This window comes from Snodgrassella alvi, assembly GCF_002777855.1.
GTDB lineage: Bacteria > Pseudomonadota > Gammaproteobacteria > Burkholderiales > Neisseriaceae > Snodgrassella > Snodgrassella alvi_E.
Map to the genome: position 1 here is coordinate 454577 of NZ_MEIK01000034.1, position 16760 is coordinate 471336.

General features: G+C 42.6%; 14 protein-coding genes. 6 read left to right on the top strand and 8 right to left on the bottom strand.

Features of this window, described 5'->3' with window-relative positions; translation table 11 throughout:
* Positions 1–2: 2 nt before the first annotated feature.
* On the top strand, positions 3–1355 hold the full coding sequence (gene xseA, locus BHC43_RS07890; RefSeq protein ID WP_100157020.1) for an exodeoxyribonuclease VII large subunit: 1353 nt from the start codon (positions 3–5) through the stop codon (positions 1353–1355).
* A 175-nt stretch (positions 1356–1530) separates the two neighbouring features.
* Here the strand turns inward: xseA and BHC43_RS07895 are convergent, their stop codons facing one another.
* From BHC43_RS07895 to lepA, 6 genes are all read right to left on the bottom strand, one after another.
* Positions 1531–2394 (bottom strand): ATP-binding protein, encoded by an 864-nt coding sequence (locus BHC43_RS07895; protein WP_100140594.1) that lies wholly within the window; start codon positions 2392–2394, stop codon positions 1531–1533.
* A gap of 31 nt (positions 2395–2425) precedes the next feature.
* Complete coding sequence (locus BHC43_RS07900) at positions 2426–2986, bottom strand: class I SAM-dependent methyltransferase (protein ID WP_100157021.1); 561 nt, start codon at positions 2984–2986, stop codon at positions 2426–2428.
* 156 nt (positions 2987–3142) lie between these two features.
* Positions 3143–4069: a GTPase Era gene (gene era, locus BHC43_RS07905; RefSeq protein WP_100157022.1), complete on the bottom strand. Its 927-nt coding sequence runs from the start codon at positions 4067–4069 to the stop codon at positions 3143–3145.
* Positions 4070–4654: 585 nt separating this feature from the next.
* Entirely contained in the window at positions 4655–5380 is a 726-nt protein-coding gene (rnc, locus tag BHC43_RS07910) for a ribonuclease III (protein ID WP_100152635.1), read from the bottom strand.
* A 124-nt stretch (positions 5381–5504) separates the two neighbouring features.
* On the bottom strand, positions 5505–6491 hold the full coding sequence (lepB, locus tag BHC43_RS07915) for a signal peptidase I (RefSeq protein WP_100157023.1): 987 nt from the start codon (positions 6489–6491) through the stop codon (positions 5505–5507).
* Between the two features lie 3 nt (positions 6492–6494).
* Complete coding sequence (gene lepA / locus BHC43_RS07920; protein WP_100140681.1) at positions 6495–8285, bottom strand: translation elongation factor 4; 1791 nt, start codon at positions 8283–8285, stop codon at positions 6495–6497.
* Positions 8286–8683: 398 nt separating this feature from the next.
* On the opposite strand from lepA, the gene BHC43_RS07925 reads away from it, so the two are divergent.
* The 5 genes from BHC43_RS07925 to BHC43_RS11015 all read left to right on the top strand — a co-directional run bounded on the left by BHC43_RS07925 (position 8684) and on the right by BHC43_RS11015 (position 14450).
* Positions 8684–9814, top strand: a complete 1131-nt coding sequence (locus tag BHC43_RS07925; RefSeq protein WP_100140590.1) for a M14 family metallopeptidase — start codon at positions 8684–8686, stop codon at positions 9812–9814.
* A 157-nt stretch (positions 9815–9971) separates the two neighbouring features.
* Positions 9972–11039 carry a lysozyme inhibitor LprI family protein gene (locus BHC43_RS07930; protein ID WP_100157024.1) on the top strand — a complete coding sequence of 356 codons (1068 nt, stop codon included), beginning with the start codon at positions 9972–9974 and terminating at the stop codon, positions 11037–11039.
* A gap of 438 nt (positions 11040–11477) precedes the next feature.
* Positions 11478–12548: a DNA polymerase IV gene (gene dinB / locus BHC43_RS07935; RefSeq protein WP_100157025.1), complete on the top strand. Its 1071-nt coding sequence runs from the start codon at positions 11478–11480 to the stop codon at positions 12546–12548.
* A 177-nt stretch (positions 12549–12725) separates the two neighbouring features.
* Entirely contained in the window at positions 12726–13964 is a 1239-nt protein-coding gene (gene icd, locus BHC43_RS07940; protein WP_100157026.1) for an NADP-dependent isocitrate dehydrogenase, read from the top strand.
* A 189-nt stretch (positions 13965–14153) separates the two neighbouring features.
* The gene (locus tag BHC43_RS11015; RefSeq protein WP_100157027.1) at positions 14154–14450 is read left to right on the top strand and encodes a CHY zinc finger protein; all 297 of its coding nucleotides are present in this window, start codon (positions 14154–14156) and stop codon (positions 14448–14450) included.
* Positions 14451–14466: 16 nt separating this feature from the next.
* Here BHC43_RS11015 and BHC43_RS07950 read toward each other — a convergent pair whose 3' ends face one another.
* Both BHC43_RS07950 and BHC43_RS07955 read right to left on the bottom strand, forming a co-directional pair.
* On the bottom strand, positions 14467–15231 hold the full coding sequence (locus tag BHC43_RS07950) for a toxin-antitoxin system YwqK family antitoxin (protein ID WP_100140585.1): 765 nt from the start codon (positions 15229–15231) through the stop codon (positions 14467–14469).
* A gap of 110 nt (positions 15232–15341) precedes the next feature.
* Positions 15342–16688 (bottom strand): aldehyde dehydrogenase family protein, encoded by a 1347-nt coding sequence (locus BHC43_RS07955; protein ID WP_100157028.1) that lies wholly within the window; start codon positions 16686–16688, stop codon positions 15342–15344.
* Positions 16689–16760: the final 72 nt, after the last annotated feature.

Below are 16760 nucleotides of genomic sequence, written 5' to 3' on the forward strand. Positions count from 1 at the left end.
CTATGTCTGAATTCTTTGCGCCTGCGGCGCTGAGTGTTTCTGAGCTAAACGCATGTGCGCGGCAGTTGCTCGAAGAGAATCTGATTGGTCTGTGGGTAGGCGGAGAAGTTTCCAATCTTACCCGTGCAGCCAGTGGACATTATTATTTTTCTCTGAAAGATGCGCGCGCGCAGGTTCGCTGTGTATTGTTTAAAGGTGTAGCACAGCAAATGAGCCAGCCATTGCAAGAAGGTGATCATCTGGAAGTTTCCGGCAAAATCAGTATTTATGAAGCCCGTGGAGAATTTCAGATTACCGTTAATGCCGTACGCCATAAAGGCTTGGGACAGTTATACGAAGCTTACGAACGACTCAAGCAACAATTAACAGTAGAAGGCCTGTTTGCAGCCGAACGTAAACGTCCGTTACCTGCTCATCCGAAGGTAGTCGGCGTGGTAACCAGTCTGGCGGCTGCAGCTTTACGCGATGTGGTGACAACTTTACGCCGGCGCCATAGTGGTATTCATGTGATAGTTTACCCTACAGCGGTACAGGGTGCTGGCAGTGAAATGCAGATTGCAGCGGCTATTGCCAGTGCCAATCAGCATGCTCAAGCAGATGTACTGATTGTCTGCCGTGGTGGTGGCAGTATTGAGGATCTGTGGTCTTACAATGAGGAAATGGTTGTTCGTGCTGTAGCCGATAGTATTATTCCGACCGTGAGCGGTGTGGGGCATGAAACTGATTTCACCCTAACAGATTTCGCCGCTGATGTGCGCGCGCCTACGCCCACTGCTGCCGCAGAACTGGTTAGCCCAGATATGGCACAATTGCGGCGCAATGTCGCTCTATTGCAGACCCGTATCTATCAAATACTGCAGCAACGCTATTATGATGCTTCACAACGGCTGGACTGGCTGGCACGTCAATTAAGACACCCACAGCAAAACTGGCAGCAACAACAGCAACAATTATCTGATATGCAGCGCGTATTGCAGCTCAGCATGCAGCGGCAATTCAGGCAGCACCAGCAAAATCTTTTACAGCAACAGCACCTTTTAAACAATCTGCGGCCTCAGACTGACCATGCGGACCAGAGGCTTGTTTTTCAATATCAGCAATTGCGGCAGTTATGGCAACATATTCTGCTACAGGCACAGCAAAGATTACAACAGCAGAATTCGTTACTTGAGGCTGTATCACCTTTGCAGATTTTGGCCAGAGGTTATAGTGTGGTAACCAATCAGCGTGGGCATATCGTAAGTGATGGTAACAAACTGAAAACCGGTCAGTTTCTCAATATTCGTTTTGCCAGCGGCGAGCGCAGTGTACAGGTCGCTCCACCCAAAGTTCAATCGGATTTATTTGATAACTGAATTGGAATTTTAAGATAGCAATTCTGACGCAAACCGATTTCACGCAATCCTGATTCTCAGAATCACAAGTCATTGCTCATTGAAAAAACTTTTGATAAAAACATACCTTATCAAAAGTTTTTATCTTTGGTTTAGCATAAAACGCCAATATATTAACGCTTAAAGCTGTCAATACTTAAAGAGTGCGCTCTTCTGGTTTTCGTCCAGCCCAATCGCACACAAATTGCCATGCCACCCTGCCCGAACGGCTGCCACGGCTCTGGCTCCAGTTCAGTGCTGCGCGTCGGGCAGTATCATCCAGCTGTAAACCTGCCTCAGCCAGCCAGTTTTCTACGGCCTGCAAGTAAGCATTCTGGTCGAATGGGTAAAAACTTAGCCACAATCCGAAACGATCAGACAAAGACACTTTTTCTTCAACCGCTTCCTGTGGGTGGACTTCTCCGCCTTGGCTTGTCTGAGCCATATTGTCTGCCATATATTCCGGCATCAAGTGACGTCGATTGGAAGTTGCATAGACTAATACATTATCACAGCGTTGTGATAAACCGCCGTCCAGTGTAGTTTTCAAAGCCTTATAAGCTTCGTCGCCATCTTCAAACGACAAATCATCACAAAACAAAATAAATTTTTCCGGCCTTTGTTTTAGTATATTCAGCAACGCAGGCAAAGTAAGTAAATCATTTTTATCTACTTCCACCAGTCGCAGACCCTTGCTGGCATATTGATGCAATAACGCTTTTACCAGTGAGGATTTGCCTGTACCGCGTGCACCGGTCATCAATACATTATTTGCAGAACGGCCAGCTAGAAACTGCTCAGTATTACGCACTAGTTGCTTGCGTTGCTCATCAACAGCGGCTAGACAGTTAAGATCAAATGTATGCGGATGCGGCAGGCTTTCCAGAACCCCTTTATTACCTAGCCTATGCCAGCGATAGGCAATAGCTGTCCAGTCTGGTTCCTGAGCCAAAGGCGGTAGTATGGCATCAAGCCGCTGCAATACTGTAGCAGCCAGCTGTACGAGTTCCTTGCGTTTCATGTGTTTTCCTCATGATTATTTTCGTAGTTTTTTAATTGCGCTTTTGTAAGAATAAAGCAAAGGGTGCATTGTGAACACGATTGATAAAAGCATATTGCAGCACGGATATCTGCTGTTGCGGCAACTCTTCTGCCCAGCTTAGCACGGCCACTGCCTCAATTTTACCCTGCTCGTGACCAGGATAAATTACAACTGCCAGTATGCCACCAGGTGCTAGATGTGCTAATCCGGTCTGCATGGCTTTAAGTGTGGTAATGGCTGTAGTGGTACAATTTTTGTCCGCACCTGGTAAATAGCCCAAATTAAACATAATGGCACTAACTTCGCTTTTGATATATTCATTCATATGTTCATGGCCTGTCTGTATCAGATCTACCCAATCACTCATACCAGCACTTTCAAGTTTGGTACGTGTAGATACAATAGCCGCAGGTTGAATATCAAAGGCCACTACTTTCCCAGTAGGACCTACACAGGATGCTAAAAACAACGTATCGTATCCATTACCTGCCGTAGCATCTATTACAGTATCACCAGCCTGTACAACCTGACGGATTGTAGCGTGAACAAAATCTAGAATATTTAATAGCATTGTGTAGACATCTGATTTTCCAAACACAGCAACATTGCAGTTATCTGTTCTGCAGCATGTTAAGGATATCAGAATATTTTGATGTAAACAAAATCATTTACCATGACTGATTGATTGTTATCGGTAGCCCCAGATAGCACTAAAATCCAACCCTTTTTACATACCAAGTTCACGCAGGAAACGAATATCATCCGCCCAGCCCGATTTCACTTTTACCCAAACTTTTAAAAATACTTTGGTTTCAAACAATTTTTCCATATCTAGCCGAGCCTCAGTAGATATTTTTTTTAGCTTTTCACCACCCTTACCAATCAGAATGCCCTTCTGGCTGTCTTTATCCACCAGTACAGCAATATATATGCGATACAGCCCTTCTTCTTCTTCTGCAAACTGCTCTACTTCTACATTCATCGCATAGGGCAGTTCTTCGCCCAGATAACGAAACAGTTTTTCGCGAACAATTTCCATGGCCAGAAAACGTGCCGATTTATCGGTAACCATGTCTTCCGGATAAAGCGGTATACCTTGTGGTAGCATTGGCTTAAGCGTGCGTACAAGCTGTGCAACACCCAGACCATGCTTAGCACTGACCAAGATAATGCTGGCAAAAGTAAATTCTTGCTGCACTTCCTCAATAAATGCTTGCATCACGCTCTGGTCTTTGGCTTTCGCCTTATCCACTTTATTGATAACCAATACCACTGGAATACGCTTAGGTAATTGCTGCAATACTTCACGATCTGCGTCAGAAAAGCGCAAAGCTTCAACAACAAATACAATCACATCTACACCGGCAACTGCTTCGGTGACATTCTGATTCAAACGATCATTTAATGCATTGCGATGGTAAGTTTGAAAACCGGGTGTATCCACAAATACCAGCTGAGCTTCGTTATCGGTATAGATACCATTCACTTTATGGCGTGTAGTTTGAGCTTTTTTACTAGTAATACTGATTTTTTGGCCTATCAGATGATTCATCAATGTGGATTTACCCACATTCGGGCGGCCAACGATGGCCACAAAGCCGCAACGGAAATTATCGGATGAAGAGGGATACTGGTAATCGGGCTTTACAGACATACATTCTTTCAAAAAATACAGACAGCCTTGCCTAGGCTAAAATTAATGCAAAACGTGCAAAAGTAAGCGCATAAAATTTATTTATTCCTACTTAGCCATCAGAATAAATGATTACTTATCATTTGGACAAATAATTTGCGCCGAAACTAAACTCAAAGTTGTTTTTTCTTATTCAATTAGTGCTCTGAAGAGGTGTTTTACAGTAAGAGGATAAGTTGAAGATATCATAATCCATCAGTAAAATAACTTAGCTTTCTGATGCAATGATATAAAGCATATTTTCAGATGAATCGGTAGTCCAGATAATCAAACTTTTGTGCTATCTAACAATATCAAATAATGCATTAACATGCTGGAAATGAATACAGGATTACCCATCGCTTTTCTTATCACAAGGCTTTGAATTGGCAATAATTATCTGCCTATTTGTGAAATCTTAGTCCAAACTTGATAGGCTTTTAGCATAGCAAGAGAAAAGCTAAGCTAATCTCACATTTCATGCCGATATATTCATCCGCTGAAAAAACTTGCTTTTAGAGCAAGCCGCTAATTGAGAAATATCATTTATAGTTTAGCCATTAAATTCTATTTTTTTCTGGTTTTGGCCAGTGGAAAATGCTTTTCCATCCAATCCAAAGCAGTTTGTGCGGTTTGCTGCTCTGCCTCACGGCGGCTATGCCCTGTAGCTTCAGTCTGAAAGCCGGTTTCACCTAGATCACATTGCACCACAAACTGCTGATCCTGTCCTTCCCCAATCTGGTCTACAATTCGGTATTTTGGCAAGGGCATGTGCCGTGCCTGCAAACCTTCCTGCAAGCGGGTTTTAGCATCTTTGCCGCTGTCTTGAGGATTAATATGCCGGATACGCTCCGCATACAAACGCCTTACCACGGCTTCAGCAGTATTAAAATCGGCATCAAAACTCACCGCAGCAAACAGGGCTTCCATGGCATCGGCCAATATTGAAGGCCGGCGAAATCCGCCGCTTTTCAGTTCGCCGCTGCCCAGCAATAATGCATCGCCTATTCTTAATTCAGCCGCAATCTGAGCGAGAGTATCCTGATTCACCAGATTGGCACGCATTCTGGAAAGCTCTCCTTCTGTCAGGCGTGGAAAGGCCTGAAACAACATTTTAGCTACCGAATAATTTAAAATTGAGTCGCCTATAAACTCAAACCGCTCATTGTGTAACGCGCTGTAACTGCGATGCGTCAATGCCTGTTGTAGAAAATCAGTGCGTTTGAAGTGGTAGCCAAGCATTTTTTGTACATTAATCAAAGCATTTTCATGGCGTACATCATTTTTTTTCATTTATTATTTATAAATCCTGTATCTAATTTCTTTACTGACAAACATTTCCTACATTCACATACTAACTGCAGGTGCACTACAAAAGATAAAGCGCAAGACAGATTCTTGCGCTTAAAATCAGACATTACTGAATTTTAGTGCCGATTCGTTTCATATCACCCAAATTCAACCATATCAAAAACGCTTTACCCACTACCAGCTTATCATCCACAAAACCCCAGTAACGGCTGTCTTCACTGTTGTCACGATTATCACCCATCATAAAGTACTGGCCTGCTGGTACGGTACAGCTAAAGCCACTACTGTCAGGATAGTATGAGCACATTTCTCGATTCGGAAAGTCAGAGTGAACACCTTCTAAGATAACTGCTGGTTGCTGCGGCATTTTCAATACTTCGATTCCCTTATTACCCAGCTGTTCAGTTTGCTGTTGTGCCTGAATCATAATTTTGCCCAGATTAGGTACCTGTTCCTGGTAGCTATATATTTTCTGCTCATCAATATCATTAACTACCTTACCATTGATGGTCAGTGTTCTGTCCTTATAAGTAATCACATCTCCCGGCAAGCCAATTACACGTTTAATATAGTTTACTCGAGTGTCACGAGGGTAATTAAATACCATTACATCACCACGCTCTACCTTGTGTACCGGAATCAGTACATTATTCAGAATAGGTAAGCGAATACCATAGGCGAATTTATTTACTAAAATAAAATCACCCGGAATCAGCCCCGGCCGCATTGAGCTGGAGGGAATCTGAAAAGGTTCAGCAACAAAAGTACGCAAAATGAAAACCACCAGTATGATGGGAAAAAAACCACTCATATAATCAGTAAAGTGATTATCATCGGGCTGAGCAGAATTTTTCCTTTTACGGCGATGAATAAACCAAGCTACTCCAGTAAACAGCACAAACAACAGTAGTACTGCAGTAAAACTCATCAGCACTGATAACAGCCCAAACGCACCTACCAACATCAACAGGTAGCCCCATTGCAGCGAACCGCTCCATTCACCGTTTTCTTCGCGCTCTTTTGTGCTTTTAATAAACAGCAAAATACCCAAAACCAGCAAAATCGCTGCGCCGATAATCATTGTTTTTGACATGTGTTAATCTCCAACCTGCAAAATCGCCAGAAAGGCTGTCTGCGGAATTTCTACATTGCCTACCTGCTTCATGCGTTTTTTACCGGCTTTCTGTTTTTCCAGTAGTTTTTTCTTACGCGTAATATCACCGCCATAGCATTTGGCCAGCACATTTTTACGCAATGCCTTAACATTTTCACGCGCGATAATCTTACCGCCGATGGCAGCTTGTACCGCAATATCAAACATCTGCCTTGGAATCAGTTCGCGCATCTTGGCAACTAGCTCGCGTCCACGATGAACTGAATTGCTACGGTGTACAATCAGGCTCAGTGCATCGACCTTTTCACTGTTGACCAGAATATCCAATTTCACCAAATCGGCTGCTCTGAATTCCAAAAATTCATAATCCAGTGAAGCATAACCGCGCGATGTTGATTTGAGTTTGTCAAAGAAATCCATTACCACTTCATTCATTGGCATTTCATAAGTCAGCATCACCTGCCGTCCCATGTACTGCATGTTTTTCTGTACACCGCGTTTCTGGTTGCACAATGTCATCACAGCACCAACATATTCTTGTGGCAATAAAATGGTTGCGGTAATGATTGGCTCATAAATGGCTTCGAGTGTGCCGATATCTGGTAATTTAGATGGATTCTCAATTTCAATACGCTCGCCACTTTTTAGCAACACTTCATAAACCACTGTTGGCGCAGTGGTAATCAAATCCATGTCAAATTCGCGTTCTAGTCGCTCCTGCACAATTTCCAGATGCAGGAGACCCAGAAAGCCACAACGGAATCCGAAGCCAAGTGCTTGAGACACTTCTGGCTCAAATTTAAGCGCGGCATCATTCAGTTGCAATTTTTCCAGCGCTTCACGCAAAGCATCATAATCGTGGCTTTCTACCGGATATAGCCCAGCAAACACCTGTGGCTGTACTTCTTTAAATCCGGGTAAAGGTTCACTGGCAGGTTCTCGAGCCAACGTAATGGTATCACCTACCTTGGCCGAACCGAGCTCTTTCACTCCCGTAATCAGAAAACCCACATCACCAGCATTCAACTGTTGTTTCTGCACTGATTTGGGCGTGAATATACCGAGTTGTTCTACCTGTGTTTCCGCACCAGTAGCCATGAAACGCACTTTATCTTTCAAACGGACACAGCCGTCCACCATGCGAATCAGCATTACCACACCTACATAATTATCAAACCATGAGTCAATAATTAGAGCTTTTAATGGAGCATCTGCTTTACCTGAGGGTGCGGGTACCTTTTTGACAATTTCTTCGAGTACATCCTCAATACCGACACCACTTTTAGCTGAACAGCGTACCGCATCCATGGCTTCGATACCGATAATATCTTCTATTTCTTCAATCACTCGCTCAGGCTCAGCCGCCGGTAGATCAATTTTATTCAGCACCGGCAGGACTTCTACGCCCAAATCAATTGCGGTATAGCAATTGGCTACTGTCTGCGCTTCCACACCCTGCGAGGCGTCTACTACCAGCAAAGCTCCCTCACAAGCAGACAGCGAGCGGGATACTTCATAGGAAAAATCCACATGTCCTGGAGTATCAATCAGATTCAGCTGATAGACTTGGCCGTCTCGCGCTTTGTATTGCAAAGCTGCTGTCTGCGCCTTAATAGTGATGCCGCGTTCTTTTTCAATGTCCATCGAATCGAGCACCTGAGCGCTCATTTCCCGGTTTTCCAGACCGCCACAATACTGAATAAAGCGATCCGCCAAGGTCGACTTCCCATGGTCAATATGGGCGATGATAGAAAAATTGCGTATATTGTTCATGTAAGCCATTAATTTAAATTAATTCTGATAGGAGTATTCTGGCCATTGCAAAGCCAAAAACCAGAAAATAACTGCTTATTTTAGCGGAATGCGCTGCTGTGCGCCGAAGAATTTATCATAATCCTAAAAAGATTTTAAAATTCAAACAATAGTAATCCAAAAATTTCATAGCAGTACCTAGACTGGTATCACTTCTGCTGCCAGTGATTCTGATTGCATTGAACATCCAGAAAAAAGCATTTCATTGGCTGAATCGTTAAATCCTTTATCAATCGCAATTTATCGCTCAATATAAAATGATTATCAAATTGCCATAAATTTTTCTGGCAGACGTGGTAAGTCGAATACAGAAAGATTACAATAAGAATTAAGACCGTTGTTTAAATGAAAGTGGTTGCATGCTTAAAATCAGCACACAGTTTGATGGTGGTAAGGTTGAAATTGTTGAAGCCAATGATCCATCTAATATCCTGCTCAAACTTCCCAAAGACAATGCTGCCGAATTTCGTCAGTGGTTTTATTTTCGCGTGCAGGGCGTAGCCTACCAAAATCTTCGTCTGAATTTCATCAACACAGCCGAATCAGCCTATCCAGCCGGCTGGGAAGATTATCAGGCCATGTGCTCTTATGACAGAATAAACTGGTTTCGTGTCCCTACAACTTTAGAAAATGGCATCTTAACCATTTGCCATACGCCATTGTCCAACAGTGTGTACTACGCTTATTTCGAACCATATACCTATGAACAGCATCTGAATTTGCTGGGTGACAGCCAAAGTAGTGGATTGTGTCAGATAGAGGATTTAGGCAGCACTATCCAAGGACGTGATATCAATTTACTCACTATCGGCAATCAAGTTGCCAGTGATTTAAAAATTTGGATTATTGCGCGCCAGCATCCGGGTGAAACCATGGCTGAATGGTTTATTGAAGGCGTGCTGGGACGCTTATTGGACCATCAAGACCCGACAGCAAGAGCCCTGCTGGATCGAGCTACTTTTTATATTGTTCCCAACATGAATCCTGATGGTTCGGTACTGGGCAACTTGCGCACCAATGCCGCCGGCGCCAATTTGAATCGTGAGTGGCTGCAGCCAAGTATGCATAACAGCCCCGAAGTGTATCTGGTACGCGAAAGAATGCATGAGACCGGCGTGGATTTGTTTTTGGATATACACGGTGATGAATCTATTCCTTATGTATTCCTTTCTGGTAATGAAGGTATTCCTTCTTTTGATGAGCGTTTGCATCAATTACAGGAACAGTTCAAACAGGCTTTTTTGGTGGCCAGTCCCGATTTTCAAGATAAATATGGCTATGAAAAAGATGCAGCTGGTCAGGCTAATCTGAATATTGCTACTTCCTATATCGGTGAAACATTTAAATGTCTGGCATACACCTTGGAAATGCCATTTAAAGATAATAATCAGTGGCCAGATGATGATTTCGGATGGAATGGTCAGCGCTCTCTGCGTCTTGGTGAAGCAATTCTGAGCCCAATTTATTCTATTCTTGATAGTTTGCGTTAATTTTCACCTCGATTATCCAAAGCCTGAACAGTGTTCAGGCTTTTTTGTATTTTTTAGTAAAATCAAATGATTAATGGTTACATACGCAGCATAATGAACTTGGGTTATATGTAATTGAGTTGTCTGTATTTTATCCATGTTTGTTTAGGAAATAATCATGAAAAAAAGCGTACTCGTATATAGCATTATAAGCATTCTTTCACTGGCTGCCTGTTCTCGCGATGATTCATCAGAAAAACTGAGCTGTAACACCGAACAAATCCGCAACCAGATCCAAGATACTCTGCACACAGGCATTGATAACAATGCTCGTCAATTTGCTCAGACAGATAGGCGTCAGTTTGTTGATGCCGATAAAGTAATCGGTGCCGGCGGCGAATTAAATATTGCGTTGTCTGAAGGTAAATTAGATAAAGATGGAAATGGTAATCCGGTCTGCAGCAGTGAACTAAAAGTAACTGTTCCTACCAATATCTGGCAGCAGATACAAACCAACGCTCCACTGCTTTTTGGTAAAACAGATTTTATTGCTCGCTTGAATAAACAACTGCAAGGCAATGAAGTGGTTTTGCATGACAATGAGTTTACTAAACCCATTCAATATTCACCTGTAACCATTAATGGCAATGCTGCATCTAATGCAGCGTCTGCGACCAGTGCGGCTACTAACTTCGATTTGGCTGGCATACAGACTTTAGGTACTGTACTGGGCAACGCGTTATTGCCTTACGGTATCAAAGATATAGTAGTGATTAATGGCCATACCTACAAACGAGCTGACGCCCTTGAGTTAATTAATAATCCTAATGCCAAAGTCACACCGGTTGACCAACAAAGCCAGTCTGCACAGATGGCCAGCGCCATTCTGAACGGCCACGCAGCAGCAATAATTAACGACAATCAGGCTAACGATAATGCAACGGGTCGGAATTCTGAAAATGCAGCCAGACAGGGCGAGATAAATGCTAGTCAGCTACAGCTGGCACGTGACAACAATCGTAACGCTAACAATGTAATCAACACATTATGGCGTAATCTGGATGACACCGTGCGTAAAACCTTACAGCACGAAGAACAAAAATGGATAGCTAATAAAACCAGTCAGTGTCAGGCACGTGGAGCTAAAGCAAGCTCAGCAACTTATGCAGAATTTCTGCGGCTGGAATGCGATACTCAATTGACTAATGAACGCATCAAATACCTCAACGGCTACACTTTGCGCTAATTGATTTTCCAAACGGGCACCAATAATTCTGCTGAATTTTGGTGTCTGTTTAATTTGAGTGGAAAAATATTTTAAATCACATCAGCTAGAATACCTTAAACTGAATACTTTTATACTTCATTCAGGTTTCCAAAGTTTATAATCTGTGTGAAAACAATCTCAATCTTTTACAGCAAAATACTCTCTTTTCTGCTTTGTACACATTTGCATTGGTACTAGCGCCTATTATCCTTACAGCAATGAATGGTTATATATCAGCACTTTTATTCTGATAAAATGATTTTTTGGTAAAAATTGTAGACTATTCCCAATACGGGTTTAGATTCCTGCATACAATAAGATGGTAAATATTTGCGGTGATAAAAGATAAGCCTACGAAGAATAGCCTAAACAAACCCGAAAAAATGTAAATCATCCTTTTGTATTTATTGACTTAATATGACGGAACGAAAAATAATCCATATAGATATGGATGCTTTCTATGCTTCAGTTGAATTACGCGACCGTCCTGAACTAAAAAACCAACCTGTTGTGGTGGCCTGGGATGGCCCCAGATCGGTTATCTGTGCTGCGTCCTATCCGGCACGTCAATACGGTTTACATTCAGCCATGTCGGTAACAACAGCCAAAAGATTGTGCCCTCAGGCAATTTATATCCCACCAGATTTTACTAAATATCGGGCTGTATCCAGTCAGATTCACAATATATTTAGGCGCTATACTGAACAAATCGAACCCTTATCTTTAGACGAAGCCTATCTGGATGTTACCGATTACAAAGGTCATTTGCCTTATGCTCGAGATATTGCACGGGAAATCCGTACGTCTATACTGAAAGAAACGGGTCTCACAGCTTCTGCCGGTATCGCCCCTAATAAATTTTTAGCCAAAATTGCTTCTGACTGGCGTAAACCCAATGGCCAGTTTGTGATTGCGCCAGTACAAGTATTAGACTTTCTACACAATCTACCTTTAGGTAAGATTCCCGGTGTCGGCAAAGTAACTGAGCAGAAAATGAATGCTTTAGGCTGGAAGACTGTTGGAGATTTAAGCAAAGTAAGCATGTCGGTTCTGGTACACCATTTCGGCCGCTGGGGTTATCGCCTCTTTGATTTGGCACAAGGCCGTGACGACCGTGTAGTTACACCAGAACGCAACCGACAGCAGATTTCTACTGAAATTACGCTAGATAATAATGAAAGCCTGCAAGAAATTGCTCGCCATCTGCCAGAGCTGGCTGAGGTTTTAGTACAAAATATGCAGCGCAAGGGTCTTCAGGGTAATTGCATTACTTTGAAATTAAAAAATACTCAGTTTCAGATTTATACCCGTTCTCAAACCTATTCATCGCCATTGCCGGATGCAGCTGCATTGGTAGCGGCTGGGAAGGATCTGATGCAACGAATGCCTGATGATAAGGCGTTGTTTCGTTTAATTGGGCTAGGTATCAGCGATTTTTATCAGCATGAGTATCAGGCTGATTTATGGAGTCCAGAACACAGCTGCTAATACTTCACATACAGATCTATATCTACTATATGTCTGACTGGCTTCAGACATATTTCTGACTACATTGCACTACATTTTGCTGGCTTAAGTTAACAAAATAAAGGATAATCATTGTGACGGACTACAAACTGAAATATGTAGTCATCTATCAGAAAAAGTAACAGTACAGGAGTTACCATGAGTCACATTAAAGTGCCTACTGAAGGTCACAAAATCGTTTCCGGCCAACCCATTCCGAATGATCCAATTATTCCGTTTATTGAAGGGGATGGCATTGGTGTTGACATTACGCCGGTAATGAAAGACGTGATTGATGCAGCAGTAGCCAAAGCCTATAACGGCTCAAGAAAAATTGTGTGGATGGAAGTTTATGCCGGTGAAAAAGCCACGAAAGTGTATGGTGAAAATACTTGGCTGCCGGATGAAACATTAGAAGCGATTAAAGAATATAAAGTAGCCATCAAAGGGCCGATGACTACACCCGTGGGAGGTGGTATCCGCTCACTGAACGTAGCCATCCGTCAGCAGCTTGATTTATATCAATGTGTCCGTCCAGTGCAGTATTTCACCGGTGTGCCCTCACCTTTGAAAGACCCGAGCAAGGTAAACATGGTTATTTTCCGCGAAAATACTGAAGATATCTACGCAGGGATTGAGTGGATGGCTGAAACAGCTGATGCCAAAAAAATTATCAATTTCCTGCAAGATGAAATGGGCGTAACCAAAATCCGTTTCCCGCAAACCTCCAGCATCGGTATCAAACCTGTATCTAAAGAAGGTTCTCAGCGTTTAACCCGTGCGGCCATTCGCTATGCTATTGATAACGACCGCGATAGCGTTACCTTTGTTCATAAAGGTAATATCATGAAATTCACCGAAGGCGGTTTCCGAGACTGGTCTTATGAAGTAGCAAAAAATGAGTTTGGTGCTACATTGATTGGTGAAGGACCTTGGTGCGAGTTCAAAAACCCGAAAACCGGTAAAAATATTGTAATTAAAGATTGTATTGCGGATGCGTTCCTCCAGCAGATTTTATTACGTCCGGCAGAGTATGATGTCATCGCGACACTGAATCTCAATGGCGATTACATTTCCGATGCATTGGCTGCACAGGTAGGGGGTATCGGTATTGCTCCAGGTGCCAATATTTCTGATGAATATGCCGTATTCGAAGCTACTCATGGTACTGCACCTAAATATGCTGGTCAGGATAAAGTTAACCCAGGATCCATTATTCTTTCTGCTGAAATGATGTTGCGTCATCTGGGCTGGAAAGAGGCTGCTGAATTGGTTAATGCTTCAATCGAAAAAGCCATTGCTGATAAAATTGTAACCTACGATTTTGCTCGCATGATGGAAGGCGCTAAAGAAGTTTCCTGCTCTGCTTTTGGTAAAGCCTTGATTGAGCGTATGTAAAGCGTAATGTGATAATTTCCTAAAAACCGAATCTGAAAGATTCGGTTTTATTATATTCAGACTTCACGTTGGTAAGATAGTTTGTTATATGATGTTTTAATTACTGCCCAAAGGTTACCTTCATTCTGATAAAATAAAATTAATCTAAACAATCTAAATTGCTAAGCTAGTCTGCTGATAAATATATCTATGATTTTTGGAATTGATATCGATTCATGTGGTCGCTGCACTCATTATCATACAGAGTTTGACATTGCCGCGCTGCAATGTGCACAATGCAGACAATATTATGCCTGCTTCAAATGTCACGACCAGTTGTGCAATCATAAGTTTGTTGCCATGCCGGTGCAAAATAGCAAACCCGTGATGTGTGGGAAATGTAGACATCTTCTGACCTATGCACAATATCAGCAACACCGTTGCCCATTTTGTCAGTCAGCATTCAATCCGCGCTGTGGACTTCATAAAGATATTTATTTTAAATAAATTTTATAAATTAGAATTAGTTGTCATTCAGGTCAACAACCAAACCATCCTCATCCCACTCGGTTTTACGCATTAGTTCGTTTTTCTCAAAAACCGATTCGCTTTTTTTAGCCCCTGAGTCATACCAGCTCAAAACCACACCACTGACTTTATTTTCGTGGATAGCAACATCAGCTAACAAATGGCCTTTATCATCCCATGTTGTCATGGTTTGTACGATACCATGATGGACATACATATCCTGTTTCAACTGACCGTTCGGATACCAGCGCTGCCAGCGCCCTTCAGCTTTGCCATTAATAAAATTCAGCTCGCCACGCTTTTGTCCGTTTTCATACCAGCTCATAGTACGGCCGCTAGGCTGCCCTTTCTGCCAGCTCATTTCAATCGCCATCTGGCCGTTTGGATACCAAGTATGCCATTGTCCAACAGGTTTACCGTTTTTGTAATTACCTTGAATTTTTTTTTGGCCGTCCGGATACCAGAGTTGCAATTTACCCTCTTTCATTGCCGGTATAAATTGTTGCAGCTTATCTATCGGTAAAGCATAGCTGTCACTATATTTGCTCTTGTCTGGATAGTAAAAATCCTGAACTTCGATTTTTTTACCATCATCATGAAACTGACGCACATATTGAGCTTCGGATTGTTTGTTTACAATCTGACCATTTGCATCAAAATACACAGTTTTGTGAGTGTGAGAAAATATCAGCCACACTAACACAATCAGAATGAGTATTACGGCGAGTACGTACCAGTAAATACGTCTGGCTACATACATGACTTATATCCCTTTTCACTAAGCAGAATCATTATTTTATGCAATAAAAATTATTACTATCATTATTACATTATTTTTCAAACAGATTCATTACTATTTGAATAAATGGCCTATTTTTGCCAATAGCTTTTAACATTGACAAATTCATATATACCAAATTCCGACAACTCTCGTCCAAAACCCGAATCTTTAACGCCACCGAAGGGCAAACGCAGATCGCTGCTGGTATGACGGTTAATAAAGACACTGCCAGCGTTGAGGCGTTCAGCATACTGCCATGCATGATTTGTATCATTGCTGTAAATGCTGGCTCCAAGCCCGAAAGGATTGTCGTTGGCCAGCATTACGGCATGTTCACTGTCTTCAGCTCTCAGAATGAGCGCTACAGGTCCAAATACTTCCTCATTGTATACACGGCATTGCCGATTAACTTTATCTAAAATCGTAGCGGGATAAAACCAGCCCTGCAGATTTTCTGGTATTTCTCCTCCTAGCAAACATTCTGCGCCATGTGCCAGAGCATCCATCACTTGTGCGTGTACACTGTCGCGCAAATCCTGTCGATGTAATGGAGCAAGTGTGGTTGCAGACAACCATGGAGCCCCCATCTGTAATTTCTGACAATGGCGTTTAAAAGCTGCGATAAACTCTTCAGCTATATCAGCATGAACAATAATGCGTTTGGCTGCATTACATGATTGGCCAGCGTCCCGAAAGCGTGAATAGCATGCTTCAGCAGCTGCCTGCTCAATATCTGCGTCATTTAACACGATAAATGCATTGCTACCACCGAGCTCCATAACACATTTACGCAGATGTTTTCCTGCTAGTGCCGCCAGATGCCGACCAGTATGGGTAGAACCTGTGAAAGCCAGCGCCTGTGTCTGAGATATGGCATATTCAGTATCTTTCTCCTCCAACCAGACTAGTTGGAAAGGTAAATCCTCTCCCACCAATTCAAACAGCATCTGGCTGATTTTACCAACAGAAGGTGCGGGCTTAACCATACAGGCATTGCCAGCACATAAGGCTGGTATAGCAAAGCGTAATATTTGCCATACTGGATAATTCCACGGCATCACTGCCAATACCGTACCCAACGGTTCAAAGCGTACCTGACTCAAACTCGCCTGTGTAGCAATGGTTTTATGCGCCAACAGCTCTGGAGCCAGATGAGCGTAGTATCGGATTAGGGCTATGGATTTTGTGATTTCAGCTTCACACTCACGCAGGCACCGTCCTACTTCAATACAAATCTGATACGCCAGCTCGTCTCGCGCCTCTTCAAGCCGGGATGCAAAGCTCAGTAAATACTGTGTGCGAATTTGAACATTTTTACTGGCAAAATCATATTGACGTTGGCTGAGCTGCTGACTTTGCACATCAAATTCAGTTTTTGTCAGACATGTATGGCTAAATAGGAGTTCACCCGATACAGCATGATAACTGGTATACAACACAACAATCCTTTATCTGCATGATGTGTTTCAGACTGCATGCAGTACAGAAAAATTCAGTGTCCCAAATAA